Origin of the sequence: Paraburkholderia panacisoli, from assembly GCF_008369935.1 — a bacterium.
Lineage (GTDB): Bacteria > Pseudomonadota > Gammaproteobacteria > Burkholderiales > Burkholderiaceae > Paraburkholderia > Paraburkholderia panacisoli.
The window spans coordinates 23,065-37,639 of the sequence record NZ_VTUZ01000055.1; the positions used below are offsets into that span (position 1 = coordinate 23,065).

A 14,575-nucleotide genomic window follows, 5' to 3' on the forward strand; every position below is an offset into this window, starting at 1 on the left:
CTTTCTGCCATCGGTTTCGGTCGATGGGGTTGTTCGCATTCCAAAGCGGACAGAGCGACCGTGATACTGCAACCAGCATAAAAAAAAGCCCGCCGAATGCTCCAGACGGAGCGCGCGGCGGGCCGGTAACAGGTTGATCGATGACACGCCGGCTCAGCGCCCGTTGGAGCGCTTGCAAGGTCATCCACTCACGGAAGTTCCGGTGTACGTCACCGATTGCCGCCCTGCGCAGCCAGCGCAGCCGTCACCTCAGCCATCGCCCGCCATGCAGTCATGTACTCCTTGCCCGGCTCCGCACATCGGAGCTTGACAGCCCCGCCGTCCACCTCGATCGGGTCAGAAAAGAAAGCAATGGTGTGTCCGTTGTAACCGTCCGCCAGTTTAATCACGGGAGATTGCCGCGCTTTTTCGCAGTCGACCGTCCACCCATCTTGAGGGTATTCCTCACGCATCACATCCGCGACCTCTGCGACGAGATCGGGCCGCATTGCTGCGATGAATGTCGCAAGGTCATTCCTTGTTGCGCCGTCGATGTTGTCTGACCGCAACGAACTGATGACGCGAAATGTATCCACTTTGCGCAGTGCGCCGATCGACTCAGCAGAGATCTTGATGAACTGTTCAAGGTCTGTGAAACACGGTTTCTGATTGGCAGATTCGAGCGACAAGGTGCCGGGTTCAGCAGTATTAGTTTGTATGCTCATGCAATGCTCCGGAAAAGTACGGAGCACGCCCCTACGGGGCGTGTCCCGTAGGGTGTTGAAACGGCGAGAAAACACCCCTGTGGGGGCGTTCCCCACAGGGTTGAGAGAAAGAGACGTTCAGGCTGCTAGCGCCTCGACGTCGATGATTGCATCGGCTTCGCCGACAAGGTCAGGCGTCTGTGAGATGAAAAACTCTCGCTGATACCCGCCCTCGCGCAGCACTTCCCGCTTCATCCGCATGAACTGCAGCTTGCGCTGCGGATCAAGCGGACCGTCGGACTCGTCGCTGAAAAGGGTCTGATACGGCTGACCCGTGTTCTGGGCGAGGTACAACGCAATGCCTCGCGTCAGACACTCGTTGATCCAGACCTTCTGACCACCCGACATCACGGATACAGACTTCGTGCTGTTGGCGTCAGCGTCATGCACGAGGATTTCGAAGCCCTCACGCAGTTCGCCACTTGCCAGCGCGCGCTGCGTGCGGATCTCCACCGTGAACCGCATCCCGTAACACGCAAGCAACAGCCTGTTGACGGTATCGGTCAAAGCAGGTCCAGCATCGTCGATGGTCAGGGCGATGACGCCGTCGTTGCCCAGACCCTTGGCAAGCAGCTTCCACTGCGCGATCTCATCGGAAAGACGATCTGCGCGCAGTTGCGTAGCCGAAAAGCGGTCAAGGTCAGCGCCCAAACCATTCGCTTCTGCCTGCAGTACCGTCTGGGAGCGGATCGATGCTTCGATCTTCCCGTCCAGCGCTGCAACAGACTCGCGGTTCGCCACCAGTTTCCGGTCTGTCTCCACAATTGCTGCCGTCACGTCGACGGCCGCAAGCTGCTTTGATTCCTCGTGGAGTCTGGTCATCTCTGCGGTCATACGAGCCTTTTCAGACTCGAATCGGGCAGTACGCGCGGCGCTCTCTTCAGCAACCGTCCTGAGTTCCGCATTCGCGGCGTCCAGTCCGGCTACAGCAGCATCGAGAAGCGGCTTGCTCGCAGCGAGTTCAGTCGCGGCCTGCAAGGTCCGTCGCGAAGCGCTTACCGCTTCCGTGACAACCTTCAGTTCGCTTCGCTTTAACGCCAGTTCAGCAACAACCGGCGCGAGCTCATCGGCCTGGGCCTTCTTCTCACGATATTTCGCCCGAAGCTCCGACACCGACACCCGTTGCACGTCTGCCTGCGATCGCGCATGCAATGCCTGCGTGAGCAGCGGACAATTCGTGTGCATCGCGTGACCGACACAGGGAACCTGATCAACCACGGCAGCCTGCTTCGTGAGTGTGTCGAAATGGGCGGCTTTCGTCTGCCCTTCCGTCATCAAGCCCGACAACGCGGCTTGAAGCGTTGCGCGTGTCATCTGCTTCGCTTCGTCGCAAGCGTTGTCAGTGTCTCACCGGAGAAATCCGCGTCATTCTGCGTGGCGTTCAGGATGCCCGTATGGAACATCTGGGCTTCACTCGTGAACTGTTGCGATTTGATCAGCGTGTACACGTACGCCCCGCCTTTGATCACCGCTATCGCGAGAAGTGCGGCACCGGCCATGTACGCACCGGCCTCAATCAACGAGAGCTCGCCGGACTGCCTTTTACGACGGCCCATCCGGATCAGCCGCAGACGGAATGCCTTCGTGTTGTCTTGTCGCATAAAAATCTCCCAAAGTTCAGGCCGCGGAACGCGGCAAAAAATAACTACGGAACGAGCGCTTACTGATCGCCTACTGCCGGAATGCCGCCGCTCATGTTCACGGCGCCGGTGACGATGTACGACCCGACACCGATGAACAGAAACAGTGCGACCGCAAGACCAAGCAGCATGTAGTGCGTAAGGCGCGCGTTGCGCTTTACGGCTTCGACCACGCGTTCGAGCGAGTCACGCCCAAGCGACTTGATCGCCGCTTCGAACTGATCCCGTCCGGATGCATCAGTGATCGTGTCTACGATCATTTCCGAGAAGATGCCCGTATCAAGGGCGCGCATCGGCTGATCAGGGCGCTGCGTCAGCCGCTTGCTCATGGTGGTCAGGTGCCAACGCATCCACGGATCAGAGGATTTCGCCACCCGGTTGATCGCCGCGCGCAACGTCAGGTTGGAGTCGAACAACCCCGCCAACGACACGATCAGCAACGCAGCACGCATATCGCGCCGGTTGCGCCACATCAGCGGAAACTTGTCGAACCGGTTGCGCACCGGACCGACCCAGCGCTTCAGCGAATAGAAGTACGCTGCGATCGCCCCAATCACCACCGAAGCCGAAAGCCACCAGTACTCGTAGGCGAACGTGTCGATATGAAACAGCAAACGCCCGGCGTCAGGCCACTGTTCGAGTGGCTTTATCTCGGTGACCTGCGGATAGATCAGGCCACCGAACATCATGCAAAAACCGTACAGGTAGACCAGCAGGAACGTCGGGTAGGCCACCTGAAGCGCAGTCTGCGACGACAGCGTACGCTTCGCGAACGCCGCCATCTCGGCCAGCTCGAAACCCCGGACGACCGCATCCTTCTGCGTCGATTCGTCAGCGATGTCGAACAGCGTGTATTCGTCACCCGGAATAAACGGCTTGATCGCGGCGGAAAACGAGTCGCCCTTCACGAGGCGTTCGCGGACCCGAGCAAACACCTTCCATTCAATCCGGTCACGCGCCTTATTGCGCTTCTCATAGGTTTCGAGACGTTCACGCAGGGTTTCAACGTCACGAAGTCCCTTCTTCTCGATATCGAGGCGCGTTTCCTTGTAGAAGGTTTCGCGCACACTCTGGAAACGCCACCGCGCGATGCGCATCTGTGTCGCTTCGGGGAGCATGCCGACCAACGAACTGAACATGACGCATCGACCTCGTTAGAGTTTTCCGTCTGCACCCGGCATCACGCGGTATTGCGCGAACGACTGCATCGATCGGTTGATGAATTGTGGGTCGATTTCCCCGCGCGAAACCTTGAAAAGAGCGTGTTCATAGAGGGTCTTTCCCGTCATGTCCTCGTTATCGAACGTGCTCGTACGCTCGCTACGCCACACGGCGCGCGCACCGCTCCAGTCGCGCTTTGAAATCCGCTCGCGAAATTCCGGCGTCGGGCGGTAAAGCTCGGCCACAAGCGTCGGCCGCTTTGTGCCCCCCGCGACCTTACCGGTCGCCCCGGCCTGCGAGGTCGTCGTTGTGAATTCAACGAGGACGGTTTGATCCTCGAGAAGCGCGATGTTGCGCACGTTGACTTCGCGGATCAGTTTTGGATTGGCCGTGATTGCCTGAAACGGTGCGTCATCGCGCAGCCAGTTTTTAAACTGGTCCGTGGCAGCCCCAATCATCTGGGCCTTCACCGAGTTGATGTTGGCCGACATACGCGACGTCTGAAGGCTGTCCGTGAGAACTGGTTCGATCGTGAACCAGCGGACCGCCATGTCGTTCATGCTTGTGCGGATTGCCTGCGAGTCAGGCTTGTACGCGACGAGCTCGGTCACGACCGGGTGACCGCTCACATCGGCAGACACGCCGACAACTCTCGTAACCGACGGCGGTGGCTGCCGGGTCCACACTGCTCCGGCCGCGATGGCCGCGCATGCGAATGCCATGAGCACCCAACGGTTGTTCTCAACCTTCAGCTTTGTGCTGGTCTCGAAGATCACCTGAGCGGGATCTTCCTCGGCATACATGCCGGGGGCCGTGGATAGCGCGGCCCGACGCTTGTTCCTGAAAATACGCATGGCAACCCTTGATGAATGGCTACCATTGGAACAATTTCTAAGGCGCTATTTGAGGGGAAAGGCACAGAGTTTTAGGTGCCTTTTTTACTTTGGACGTTGTGCATGAGTGCGTGGATCACGACGTCATTACGCGTTATGGCCGCTTTCGCAGAATGAGAGCTCTTTTTGGTCTCTTTTCTCGGGGCGCACAACCACACGCTATGGTAGGCGATCTTCATATGTAGCCAATTGCGGCACGGTTGCACGATTGGCTACAGTAAGCCAAAGAACATTTTGCTTTATATTCAAGAGCCTACGAAGTTGCGCAGGCCAAGGTGGTTATTACAGTGTAAAAGTACAGCACGTCATAGGTTTATTTGTCGGTACGGCAAAACCATTGGACCCGGAACCTATTTTCAAGAAGATTCTTGCTTATCACCGGGCGGTTTCCTGGCGCACATGGCAAAGATTAGCGGGCTTGACTGAGTCGGCCGGTGGTATCAAATGAGTCGACGAACTTGTGGCACGGAACAGCCTGTATTCAGGCGTCTTTTCAGTGCTTTCGTTGAACAACTCTGTCGGATACTCCGTCCGTTACTCGCGAACCCGAACCATGCACACCGAACGCATTATCGCTGACCCTCTCCGTCTCGCGGCGCTTTATCACGCTGGGTACGGCGTCCAATGGAACTCGTACAGAGAAGCAGCGACAAAGCTGGCGACCCAACTCAACATGAACATCGGTTTTGCGCGAATTCGCGAAGCAGTCGCGGTTTCCGAACTCCCAGCAGAAATACTCGCGATTTTCAACGAAGCTGGGCTCGTCAATCGCACCGCGCGCAAACTCCTGAAAGCTGCGAAGACCGAGGGGGTGTCGACACTTGTTGCTCGCGCAAGGAAAGTAGATCCATCGGGGAAGTCACGGGCGGATCTGACGTCACTTGTTTGCGGTGAGGTTGCTTTCGAACGCTCGACGCAACATTACAAACCTCTATTGCTCGCTGAAACGTACGGTGATGGCCTGAAAGGGGGTAGGTGGCCGCCGTGCAGCAAAGCGATCTCGGAGGACTCAACGGGCGAAAGGCGGGAATCGGTTCTGAAAACTGCCAGCACTTCGAGCAGCGTTCCGAGGAAGAGAGTGTGACCAGCGAAGGAAAGTTGGTACATGATTGCTCCGGAGAAAAGCATCGGGCAATCGTTCCCTGTCGGGCCGAGTGCCCGCGTAGGGTTAAGCGCCGGAAGGCGCAGTGATAAGAAAAGGGTTAAGCGACGTCCAGCGCGTAGGCGATAAAGCGCGCGAGATCCCATGCGTGGCTGGACGAGAAGACCTTGGCGCGCAGCATCGGCATCACTGCGTAGCCCCGCCGGTGCGACTCCGCCGTCTCTGTGCGAAAGATCCAGTCAACATTGACAATCCAGCCTTCAGACCGGCCGATGTCCACGGACACGGCCAGCCGGTTCCATACGCTGTCGCCAGGCCAGAGTCTCGCCAGACGTGCTCCGCTTGTAGCCTCATCGGCATCGTCCAGCGTGTTCGCTGGCGCGAGCCATTCGGGTTCAAGCTCGGTGCCGTGCAACGCCTTGCAGAGGGCCTTGTAGACATCGCCGACAGTCTTGCCTTCAGTATCGAGTCGCTCGCGACCGGGGACCGCGCCCACGCCGGGAGCGGCTGGAACGGCGCTGGCGGAGGCCAGGTTCAGGGAAGCTTGTTGCATTTTTGAGTTTCCAAAAGAAAAACGCGCCCCGAAAGGCGCGTCAGATGGTCGTATAGACGAAAAAAAACCGCACCCCTCTAGGATGCGGCTCCATGTCAGGAACGCGGCACTAGGCCACGTCTTTAATCAGTTTTGCCCCATTCGCGTTCACGATCACGCTTGATACCGTTGTTGTTTGTCCAGAGAAAGAACGCTGCAATGGACACGCCCAACACGAGAGTGATGATACTTGCAGTCATTTCAATCTCCTTTCATAGCCAGAAATCCGACATACCACAATATTACTCCAACTACGATGAGGCTTACGGCCTCCGCTATTGTCGGTAAATCGGGAGTTGAGGCCGCGTGCACGAAACCGACGAATCCGGCGAGTGATGCGGCCGACAGCGTATGCAGATACCGGGCATTCTGCTGTCGCTGATCCTTCGATGGATAAGTAATGGAATTCATCAGACGACGGAAACCCGCTTGCGGCTCGGTCGGCAGGTCCACACCGTACGAGCCGTCGGCAAGCACCCGGACGGGCAAAACGAATCCGTCGAAATAGAGGCCGAAAGCCGGTGAACATTCCGACTCATCCATCGTCTTCAACAACGCCTGGAGGCGCGGGGGTAACGTCACCTTCCCCGTTTCCGGGTCGAGTGTCACCCGCTCCGTGCTCGTTGTGCCGCCGGTGTATTCAACCTTTACTTTCGCGAGTTTCATCGGCGATCTCCCGAACTAGTGTCAATGCCACCAGCCAGACGCAGTCCTTCGAGAAACGACGCGTAACCGTGCACAGATTCGATCTGTTCGATCGGCACATAGTTTTCGCCGCCGCCCGTCAGGTCCGCGCGACCGCGACGAGTGCGGAAGCTGAACGCCACACGCTGCTGGCACTGATGGTCCAGCACGTCGACGAACAGGGTCTCCGTGCGAAGCGAAACGCGGCCAGGGATGTTGCGCCGGGCCGGTTGCAGAACGATTTCATGCGAGCGCAGACGGAGATCGTGCGCAACGCGTCGTAGTAGGCGACTGCGTGGTACTCGTCGTGAACTCGACCACGCCGGTGGAGTCCTCGAGCAGCGCTACGTTGGTGACGCGCACCTCCCGCACCAGTTTGGGATTCAGCGTGACGGCCTGAAACGGCGCGTCACCCTTGATCCAGTCGCCGAACTGGTTGCGTGCATTGCCGACCATCATGGCTTTCACGCCATTGATGCTCTTCGCCATGCGCGAAGTCTGAATGTCGTCTGTCAGAACAGGTTCGATCGTCCACCAGCGCTCGACCGCTTCCTTTAGCGAAGTGCGGATTGCCTGATCGTCCGGCTTGTAGGCCGCAAGTTGCGTAACGACCGGGTGACCGTTGACGTCCGAGTTCACGCCATACGCCTTGACGACAGACGGCGGTGGATTACGCGTGTAGACCGCTCCGCCCGCGACCAATGCCAGGATGAAACAGAACGTTTTCCAATGGTTGGCTTCGGCGCGCAGACGCGCGCCCATGTCGAAGATGATCTTCTCTGGGTCTTCCTGTGAGTAACCGCCAGGCGCGGTAGAGAGAGCAATCTGTTTTTTGTTGTGGAATAAGCGCATGACGGTCGATCCATTTTGGCCGACTCAATTCAATCAGGCCAAAGGGGCAGTCAGTCATGCAAAAGAGAGGCGATTTGCGCCCACTTTCAGACGCACCGTTCACATCCCCGTCAGTTGGAGCCGGCTAAGGCTCTTAACCCAGAAAGATTCAGCAAAATCGATAGCTTTCGAGGATTGACAATGGCGTTGTCTAAGTAGAATGAGGCGATATAACCCCGTATCACAGCATGGTCTTTTATAACATTTTGAATTTATTGGATCGTCCAGCGCGAGTGGCCTGATCCGGCTCAGGCTCCTTTTCGAATTGCTGCGGCGGTGGGTACAAACAACACCGGTTGGTCGATTTCTTTATTGTTGAATTGAAGGGAGGGAGCACCCGTTGGAAATGTCGGAACTTGAAATTCGGAATCGCCGCACCATGGCAAGTGCGAGATTCCAAAAGATGCGTGAATCACGTGCGACACTGGTTGAGCGCGGCCGCTTCTTTGAACAATTGCTGACGGACGGCGTTTGGCCGACTCAGAGGGCCTTGGCAGCCGGGATCGGAGAATCAGTGATCCAGGTGTCGAGATGCCTTAAGGCCAGTCGGGTGCCGCAGGCGATTGCCCGTGTTTTCGGAGAACGTCAAATTTCAATTCGGACAGCGACCGCTCTCGACGAAATAGCTCAGCAGATCGGCAAGCCGAAGTTGCTCGAAAACGCGAGACGCCTTGGCGTTCGAAATGACCTGACGATCCGCTCGATCTTGACAGCACTACATACTGGAAGCATCGGCAGTAGCGGTGAACAACGAAACGAGCAAGTGCGATTAGTCGCGAATCGGAATGAAAACTACCTGCGCCTGTACTCCCCCAATATAGCAAAGCTTAGAAAACAACTTCATATGCTCGAGATGCACATTGAACTCGCGATGCAGTTGCTCTCGCTGAGATGAAAGCGGCCGCTGGCAACTCCCATTTTTAACCCAGTGCGCGGCAAGAACCGTCCTTCAGGATAGCGCGGACGTCGCAGGCGTCCCTGTAATCGCTGATACGATAGATTCATGCAACGACTCCAGGCCTTCAAATACGAACTGATGCCAATGGGCGAACAGCAGCGCAAGATGCGCCAGTTCGCGCAGCAGAAGAATCCTGAAGAAGACGGGAAGTTTGTCAGCTTTGCGGGCATGTGCAAATGGGTCACGGTATGGCGCAACGATGCGGAGCGTACATGGATGCGCGATGCGTCCGTGCATACCCAGCAACAGGCGCTGAAGGACCTGGAGCGCGCGCTCGGAATCTTCTTCGGAAAGCCCGCCGGGTTTCTGGCGTTCAAATGGAAGAGCCTTGCTTCGGACAACTTCCGTTACCCGGACCCGAAGCAGATCGTTTGATCGAGGGAACGGCCGCGCTTTCCTGCCGAAGCTCGGAGGCTGCTCTACCGCAAAAGCCGCATCGTGCCCGGCGAGGTTCGCAGCGCGACCGTATCAGTGCGCGCGTAAGTGGTTCGTGTCGATCCTAACGGGGCGCGAGGTCGTGCCGAACCTGTCCATGTTGTGGGTACGTCTCGGCAGACAATCGCAATCGCAAAACGGTCGCTTGCATGCGTCCAGTGCCCGCACGAAGCCAACGCCGACCACCTCGGTGCAATCAACGTTCTAGCTGGAGAACATGCCGTGATGGCCTGTGGAGGGATGGCGCAGTCGGGCCGCTCGGTGAAGCAGGAACCCGCCGAAGGTGCGCGAGCACCCGTAGAAATTCCCGTCCTTTAGGGCGGGGAGGATGTCAACTATGCTCCGTCGGCTTTGGGTTTAACAGATTTGACCTTGGTGAAAACGTAGCCCGCAAATCCGTCTCTAAGGTCAGGAAATTTCTCGATCGTCGACTCCGCCAGGTCGATAGTCGGATTTATTCCAAGCCTGCGCAGGGTTAGCTTGGCCGCTGGGCTAGCTTTATAGGTTCGCCACCAATCATCTCGCTGTTTAGACCCGGCGGCTTCATAAGCTTCCCATCCGCGCCGGACTTCCTCGCCCCTTTGGTCTTGAGCACGCACGTCCTGGGCGGCGACCCGCAAGGCCACCCTATTCGCGGCCCGCTCTTTCACTTCGACTTCGCGTTGTTCTGTCAGGGCCAGGTTTTCCTGGATCTCAACCATCTGTCGCTCGGCGTCTGAGATGATCCACCCGTCCTTCAATGCCTTCATGAAGAAACCTGCCGGACTCTTCGACACCTTGCCCAATTTCAAGCTAAACCGCGTCCGCTCGATCGCCTGTTCCAATCGTTCATCGTTGTATGTGTCGCGCGATGCAGCAATCTGGTTGAGTTGAGCGCTGGACAGCCCGAACTCCTGCTTCAACGTTTGATAGATCGCTTGCGCCTGCTCGTGGGTATGAAGGATGCGCTCAGCCATCTCCTTGCGCTCGATGCGAAACTTCAGGCGGCCGATTTTCCGGGATCCCTGCTCGTTGCGCGTCTCATACGAGAGCCTCAGGTCAGAGACTTCGTTGATCTGGTCAATGGCAGGTACTAGCCAATCTCGTTTGAAATACTTGAACTCGTTTGCCTTGGCACCCATTGCACCTTGCCACAAACGCAATTCATCGAGAGTAAGCCAATCCGTTTCTCCTTCATCGGCGTAGGGAAGCAAGTGGTCGTACATGACACGTGCATAGCTGAGAGTGAAGAGAGACGTAATGCGCAGGCTAAGCCAATGCGACTTGCCCGGGCCACGTATGATGCCTACAAGATCGGGGGGTACTCGAAACTGGAAGCGGCCGCCTGAGTACGAGATACGTCCGATCAGTTGCACTGAGCCAAAGGGCTTATCGCCATCGGCGTCAGGCGCGGTAGTCGCTTGGATCAATGCCCGTTGGGCTTCGGTGATGACCTGCTCGAGATGCGTGTTGTTGCGACTCGAGTAACGCATGAGCCACTTGAAGTAGTCCAGCTCAACGTCATACAGATCACGTACCTGTTCGTCCTGAGCAACGATGAAATACGCCGCATCGATCAGACGTCGAGCGGCAACCCCCAGATCGATAATGCGGATGAGAACGTTCTTTCTCGCGAAGCCAATGTCGGACCGCGCTGTGTCGACCGGTAAGTCTTGGCCAGTGGCGTCGTCGAACAGAGCTAAGGCCAGTTGCCGCGATGTGGCTACCTGCCCTGCTGTCGTCATACGGCCCCCAAAGCTCGTGGTGAAAGATATCTGGAGCGGTACGGTACCGATGTGAAGGTGCCACGTCAACACAGATTACCTCACCTTGCCCAGTGACCTACACAGAACACCTCACCTTTGCAGAGCCGCTCTTCACAATTCGCCTCACCATCAGCGCCAAAACGCCTCACCTTGCGGATCAATTTGGTTCACCTTCCAGTGGTAAACGTCTCACCTTGACGCTCAATTAACAGCACCTTTGGCACAATTCGCCTCACCTTGCGGTCCTAACTATTTGTTTTTTATAGAGTTGCGTGCTTACGTTAGTTGTTCGTGGGTTTTGTTTTTTAATAAACACTAACCACCGGAGAGTGCACAGCGAACAAAACGATCAGGGTCCAGCTGACTGGCTGCCAGCCAACGGCGCGAGAACTTTGCCTCGACCGGCAGCGTCGTTAGTTCGTCCGGATGACGGTTTTTTGCCAAAAGATCGTCAGATGGAGACCGATTGAAGGTGAGGCAAATTGTGTGTCGCACAGAAATGGAGAGTAGATAGCGCCGCTTTGCACGCGCTAAGGTGAGGTGTTCTGTGTTGGAGATGGGACATGCAGAGGCTGGTGCACCCTCCTTTCTCTTTGGATTATTGGGTTACCAGCGGAACATTTTCTTTCATCCTGCACGATAAGCCGTTGAATATAAAGGATAAAAGGTAATTGTTTGGTTAAGGTAGCTTTCGTTCCCAGATTTCAATGGTAATTCTCCGCCGCGTTGAGTATTCTACGGTTCGATGCGTTATCCAACAAAAACCGTAAAAACAGGCGGTGAGCGTGAAGAAATCGTCTCACCGTCGATAGAACATAGGAACTGGAAAATGAATTTGAGCGAATTGCCCGGGATCGACCGGCGCGTAAAGCTCTCCAACTTGGGAGAGTTTGCCGAACGTCTGTCCGTCATGGCGAATGAGCTGCGCGACCAAATTCTGGCCCCGAGACCTCGTAAGAACCCTCCCGTGTTCACGATCGGGGAATTGGCGGAGCTTTGCGGCATCGACCGCCAGAAGATCAATTACCTGGCGACCAAGGAAGGTGGGGAACTTCCGCCGGGTATGGCTCATGGTACTGGAAGGGCGCGCATTTTCTCTCTGAAAGACGTACGGACGTGGGTACAGCAGGTATCCGACGTATATCAGACTCCACTCGTCACCGGCACTCGGGAGCATCGCGGGCGCGTGTTGATCACGGCGAACTTCAAGGGCGGCTCTTGTAAGACCACAACAACAATGTGCATCGCGCAGGGTTTGAGCTTGCGTGGTCGCAAAGTACTTGTCATTGACCTCGATCCGCAAGCATCTCTTTCGGAACTATGCGGTCTGTATGCCGAAAAAGATGTGACCTGGGAGGACACCGTCCTCCCGTTCATCTATGACCCGGAGATTGAGGGCGGCCTTGCGTCGAAGGTTCAAAGCACCTATTGGGATGGATTGGATGTCATCCCTGCACACAACTACCTGCACGACGCGGAGTTCCATCTTCCGACAGCCCAACAGACTAACCCTGGCTTCGAGTTCTGGTCGGTGCTTCGCAAGGGAATCGAACCACTTCGAGCCCAGTACGACTACATCATTCTGGATACTGCACCGTCCCTGTCCTACATGACCCTTAATGGTCTTATGGCAGCTGATTCGATGGTTATGCCGTTAGTCCCGGAAAGCTTGGACTTTATCTCCTCAGTATCTTTCTGGTCACTGTTCGCTGAGGTCGCGCACGGGTTTGTGGAGCATGAGGTCGACAAAACGTACGACTTCATCTCTGTCCTGCTGTCACGTGTGGACTATGGAACGACGTCTTCGGCGCCCGTTGTTCGCTCCTGGTCGCAGCGAGCATACGGCGATTGGTTGCATGCAACCGAGGTCCCGGCGAGTTCTGTTATGAGCAACGGCGCGTTGGCCTTCTCGACGGTCTTTGACCTTTCCCGTTCCGATGCTGTCGCGAAGACGCTAGCTCGGGTCAAGCAACCGCTCCTGGATTACTGCAAATGGATTGATGACCAATATGTCGCGCAATGGAGGGCTGGGCAATGAGCAACTTGCGTGAACGCATGATGAGCAAGACTGCTGAAGTTCGAGCCGCGAAGGACATCCAACTCGACCAGCAGCAAGAGAAGCCCACTAGCCCTAGAACCGCGCCGGGGATGGCCGGCGCATTGGCCCAGGCGCAACAGCGAATTGTCGCGCTCGAGAAAGCAGGTACGGCGTCGGACGTGAACGTTTCGGAGATTGTTCCAAACCCGTGGCAACCTCGGAAGGTGTTCAACGAAGCGAAGTTGACACAACTTGCGGAATCAATTCGCGAAGCAGGGTTGGTCCAGCCGATCATTGTTCGCCGCGCTGCGCGCGGCCACCAGATCGTTGCGGGCGAAAGGCGGTGGCGAGCTCACAAGATGATCGGTAAGGAGACGATCAAGGCTGTCATCATCGATCTTTCTGATGAAGAGATGGCGATGTTGGCCTTGGTGGAAAACATCGTGCGCGATGACTTGTCGGATTATGAGATCGCTCGTTCTATCCGCAGCACTGAGAAAGAATTTCCCAACAGAAAGCGTATGGCGGAGGCTTTGGGTTTCTCTCGTTCGGAACTCTATCGCTTCCTCGCGTTTGCTGACCTTCCGGACTTTGTGATCAAAGATCTGGATATACAGCCTAGGCTATTGGGCGCGACAGCAGCGGAGGGCTTAGTGTCAATCCTGCGCGACAAGAACCCGAAGGCGGTCGACGTTGCTAGAGAGATGTGGGCAAGGGTGGTAGCAGGGGACCTCGATCAATTGAAACTCGCTAGGTCGATCAAGCAGGCTATCCAGAGCGGCGTTGATGGGTCGCGCGGCCTCAGTGACCGTAGTATCGAAAAGATTTTTGCGGGAAAAAGTCAGGCAGGGTCGATAACGAAAGATGCGGTGGGCTTCACGGTGAAAATCAGAGCGGGAATGCTCACGGCAGAGAAGGAGGAGCAGATACGTAGGCTCATATCAGAGCTTTTTTCGGTAAGCGGTGGTAGCGCCGATTGAGGCGAACAGTAAAAGGTGCCCAAAGAGGCACCTTTTTTTATCGTCAGGATTTTGGGATCTGATCGTGTTCCAAGTTTGGACACTGTTCTCGTTACGGGCGACAAGTAGCAATAGGCAAGGCCATCACGTGGCGACGCAAGTTCGGCTGTGTCGGCAGGGCATTTACGCTGTTTGGGTAGGCTCACCTCCCTCCGCAAGGGGAAAACGCGCTCCACGGGTTTCCGGACGATTTGAGTCCGTGTCCCAAGTTGGGACACGCCGCGCTGACACCTTTGTTTGATCTGCCGCCACCAACAGTCGGCTCTCCCCGGTTCATGTCTCGGCTTCGAATAACCCGTTTGTCGTGACGACGGCCCACGCCAGTGACGCGATCGCCGCATCGTTCCAACTAGGGTCATTGGTCGTGGGTCGCATCCGGAACAGCTGCAGAAGCGCTCTTTTTCCGTCGGGAATGACAAACGCCATCGTGGTGTTCACGAAAGACGCATCGAATCTTGGATTTTCGATCCAGCCATCTCAATGCTCACCCCACGTCCACCGACCACGGGGCTTCGAATAACGCATCAATTGGTCCAGGACTGCACGCTCATCGGTAGCATTGAGAAGGTCGCTGCGGGAAAGCAGGCGTGGTTAATAACGAAAGGCGCTGTGGGATTCACGGTAAAAATCAGAGCAGGTATGCTCACGGCAGAGGAGGAGAAGCGGCGTCAGCG

At 56.5% G+C, this 14,575-nt stretch carries 14 protein-coding genes; 5 read left to right on the plus strand and 9 right to left on the minus strand.

Going from position 1 to position 14,575, the window contains the following annotated elements; genetic code table 11:
• Window positions 1-209: 209 nt before the first annotated feature.
• The 5 genes from FVF58_RS43765 to FVF58_RS43785 all read right to left on the minus strand — a co-directional run bounded on the left by FVF58_RS43765 (window position 210) and on the right by FVF58_RS43785 (window position 4,398).
• Complete coding sequence (locus FVF58_RS43765; protein ID WP_149675832.1) at window positions 210-704, minus strand: hypothetical protein; 495 nt, start codon at window positions 702-704, stop codon at window positions 210-212.
• Between the two features lie 117 nt (window positions 705-821).
• Window positions 822-2,057, minus strand: a complete 1,236-nt coding sequence (locus FVF58_RS43770; RefSeq protein ID WP_246217479.1) for a hypothetical protein — start codon at window positions 2,055-2,057, stop codon at window positions 822-824.
• The gene (locus FVF58_RS43775; protein WP_246217480.1) at window positions 2,054-2,344 is read right to left on the minus strand and encodes a hypothetical protein; all 291 of its coding nucleotides are present in this window, start codon (window positions 2,342-2,344) and stop codon (window positions 2,054-2,056) included. The genes FVF58_RS43770 and FVF58_RS43775 overlap by 4 nt, the downstream gene beginning before the upstream one ends.
• 59 nt (window positions 2,345-2,403) lie before the next feature.
• Entirely contained in the window at window positions 2,404-3,522 is a 1,119-nt protein-coding gene (locus FVF58_RS43780) for a type II secretion system F family protein (RefSeq protein ID WP_149675833.1), read from the minus strand.
• A 15-nt stretch (window positions 3,523-3,537) separates the two neighbouring features.
• Window positions 3,538-4,398, minus strand: coding sequence for a VirB8 family type IV secretion system protein (locus tag FVF58_RS43785; RefSeq protein ID WP_149675834.1), 861 nt, complete (start codon window positions 4,396-4,398; stop codon window positions 3,538-3,540).
• 592 nt (window positions 4,399-4,990) lie between these two features.
• Here FVF58_RS43785 and FVF58_RS43790 point away from each other — a divergent pair.
• Window positions 4,991-5,521: a hypothetical protein gene (locus FVF58_RS43790; RefSeq protein WP_149675835.1), complete on the plus strand. Its 531-nt coding sequence runs from the start codon at window positions 4,991-4,993 to the stop codon at window positions 5,519-5,521.
• A 118-nt stretch (window positions 5,522-5,639) separates the two neighbouring features.
• Here FVF58_RS43790 and FVF58_RS43795 read toward each other — a convergent pair whose 3' ends face one another.
• The 3 genes from FVF58_RS43795 to FVF58_RS43810 form a co-directional block, all read right to left on the minus strand.
• Window positions 5,640-6,092, minus strand: coding sequence for a hypothetical protein (locus FVF58_RS43795; RefSeq protein ID WP_149675836.1), 453 nt, complete (start codon window positions 6,090-6,092; stop codon window positions 5,640-5,642).
• 240 nt (window positions 6,093-6,332) lie between these two features.
• Window positions 6,333-6,797 carry a hypothetical protein gene (locus FVF58_RS43800; RefSeq protein ID WP_149675837.1) on the minus strand — a complete coding sequence of 155 codons (465 nt, stop codon included), beginning with the start codon at window positions 6,795-6,797 and terminating at the stop codon, window positions 6,333-6,335.
• A gap of 261 nt (window positions 6,798-7,058) precedes the next feature.
• Window positions 7,059-7,667: a VirB8 family type IV secretion system protein gene (locus FVF58_RS43810; RefSeq protein WP_149675838.1), complete on the minus strand. Its 609-nt coding sequence runs from the start codon at window positions 7,665-7,667 to the stop codon at window positions 7,059-7,061.
• A gap of 385 nt (window positions 7,668-8,052) precedes the next feature.
• Here FVF58_RS43810 and FVF58_RS43815 point away from each other — a divergent pair, with 385 nt between their 5' ends.
• Both FVF58_RS43815 and FVF58_RS53635 read left to right on the plus strand, forming a co-directional pair.
• Window positions 8,053-8,601: a hypothetical protein gene (locus tag FVF58_RS43815; RefSeq protein WP_149675839.1), complete on the plus strand. Its 549-nt coding sequence runs from the start codon at window positions 8,053-8,055 to the stop codon at window positions 8,599-8,601.
• Window positions 8,602-8,709: 108 nt separating this feature from the next.
• Window positions 8,710-9,039: a hypothetical protein gene (locus FVF58_RS53635; RefSeq protein WP_246217481.1), complete on the plus strand. Its 330-nt coding sequence runs from the start codon at window positions 8,710-8,712 to the stop codon at window positions 9,037-9,039.
• A gap of 395 nt (window positions 9,040-9,434) precedes the next feature.
• On the opposite strand, the gene FVF58_RS43825 is transcribed toward FVF58_RS53635, so the two are convergent.
• On the minus strand, window positions 9,435-10,823 hold the full coding sequence (locus FVF58_RS43825) for a replication initiation protein (protein ID WP_149675840.1): 1,389 nt from the start codon (window positions 10,821-10,823) through the stop codon (window positions 9,435-9,437).
• An 850-nt stretch (window positions 10,824-11,673) separates the two neighbouring features.
• Here FVF58_RS43825 and FVF58_RS43830 point away from each other — a divergent pair.
• Together FVF58_RS43830 and FVF58_RS43835 are read left to right on the plus strand one after the other, a co-directional pair.
• On the plus strand, window positions 11,674-12,882 hold the full coding sequence (locus FVF58_RS43830) for a ParA family protein (RefSeq protein ID WP_149675841.1): 1,209 nt from the start codon (window positions 11,674-11,676) through the stop codon (window positions 12,880-12,882).
• Window positions 12,879-13,862, plus strand: a complete 984-nt coding sequence (locus tag FVF58_RS43835; protein ID WP_149675842.1) for a ParB/RepB/Spo0J family partition protein — start codon at window positions 12,879-12,881, stop codon at window positions 13,860-13,862. The genes FVF58_RS43830 and FVF58_RS43835 overlap by 4 nt, the downstream gene beginning before the upstream one ends.
• The last annotated feature ends 713 nt before the right edge of the window (window positions 13,863-14,575 follow it).

Bases quoted from the DNA above. Each gene is read 5' to 3' on its own strand.
- FVF58_RS43775 (WP_246217480.1), bottom strand. From the start codon at position 2,344: ATGCGACAAGACAACACGAAGGCATTCCGTCTGCGGCTGATCCGGATG.
- FVF58_RS43770 (WP_246217479.1), bottom strand. From the start codon at position 2,057: ATGACACGCGCAACGCTTCAAGCCGCGTTGTCGGGCTTGATGACGGAA.
- FVF58_RS43825 (WP_149675840.1), bottom strand. From the start codon at position 10,823: ATGACGACAGCAGGGCAGGTAGCCACATCGCGGCAACTGGCCTTAGCT.
- FVF58_RS43785 (WP_149675834.1), bottom strand. From the start codon at position 4,398: ATGCGTATTTTCAGGAACAAGCGTCGGGCCGCGCTATCCACGGCCCCC.
- FVF58_RS43790 (WP_149675835.1), top strand. From the start codon at position 4,991: ATGCACACCGAACGCATTATCGCTGACCCTCTCCGTCTCGCGGCGCTT.
- FVF58_RS43830 (WP_149675841.1), top strand. From the start codon at position 11,674: ATGAATTTGAGCGAATTGCCCGGGATCGACCGGCGCGTAAAGCTCTCC.
- FVF58_RS53635 (WP_246217481.1), top strand. From the start codon at position 8,710: ATGCAACGACTCCAGGCCTTCAAATACGAACTGATGCCAATGGGCGAA.
- FVF58_RS43795 (WP_149675836.1), bottom strand. From the start codon at position 6,092: ATGCAACAAGCTTCCCTGAACCTGGCCTCCGCCAGCGCCGTTCCAGCC.
- FVF58_RS43835 (WP_149675842.1), top strand. From the start codon at position 12,879: ATGAGCAACTTGCGTGAACGCATGATGAGCAAGACTGCTGAAGTTCGA.
- FVF58_RS43810 (WP_149675838.1), bottom strand. From the start codon at position 7,667: ATGCGCTTATTCCACAACAAAAAACAGATTGCTCTCTCTACCGCGCCT.
- FVF58_RS43815 (WP_149675839.1), top strand. From the start codon at position 8,053: ATGTCGGAACTTGAAATTCGGAATCGCCGCACCATGGCAAGTGCGAGA.
- FVF58_RS43765 (WP_149675832.1), bottom strand. From the start codon at position 704: ATGAGCATACAAACTAATACTGCTGAACCCGGCACCTTGTCGCTCGAA.
- FVF58_RS43800 (WP_149675837.1), bottom strand. From the start codon at position 6,797: ATGAAACTCGCGAAAGTAAAGGTTGAATACACCGGCGGCACAACGAGC.
- FVF58_RS43780 (WP_149675833.1), bottom strand. From the start codon at position 3,522: ATGTTCAGTTCGTTGGTCGGCATGCTCCCCGAAGCGACACAGATGCGC.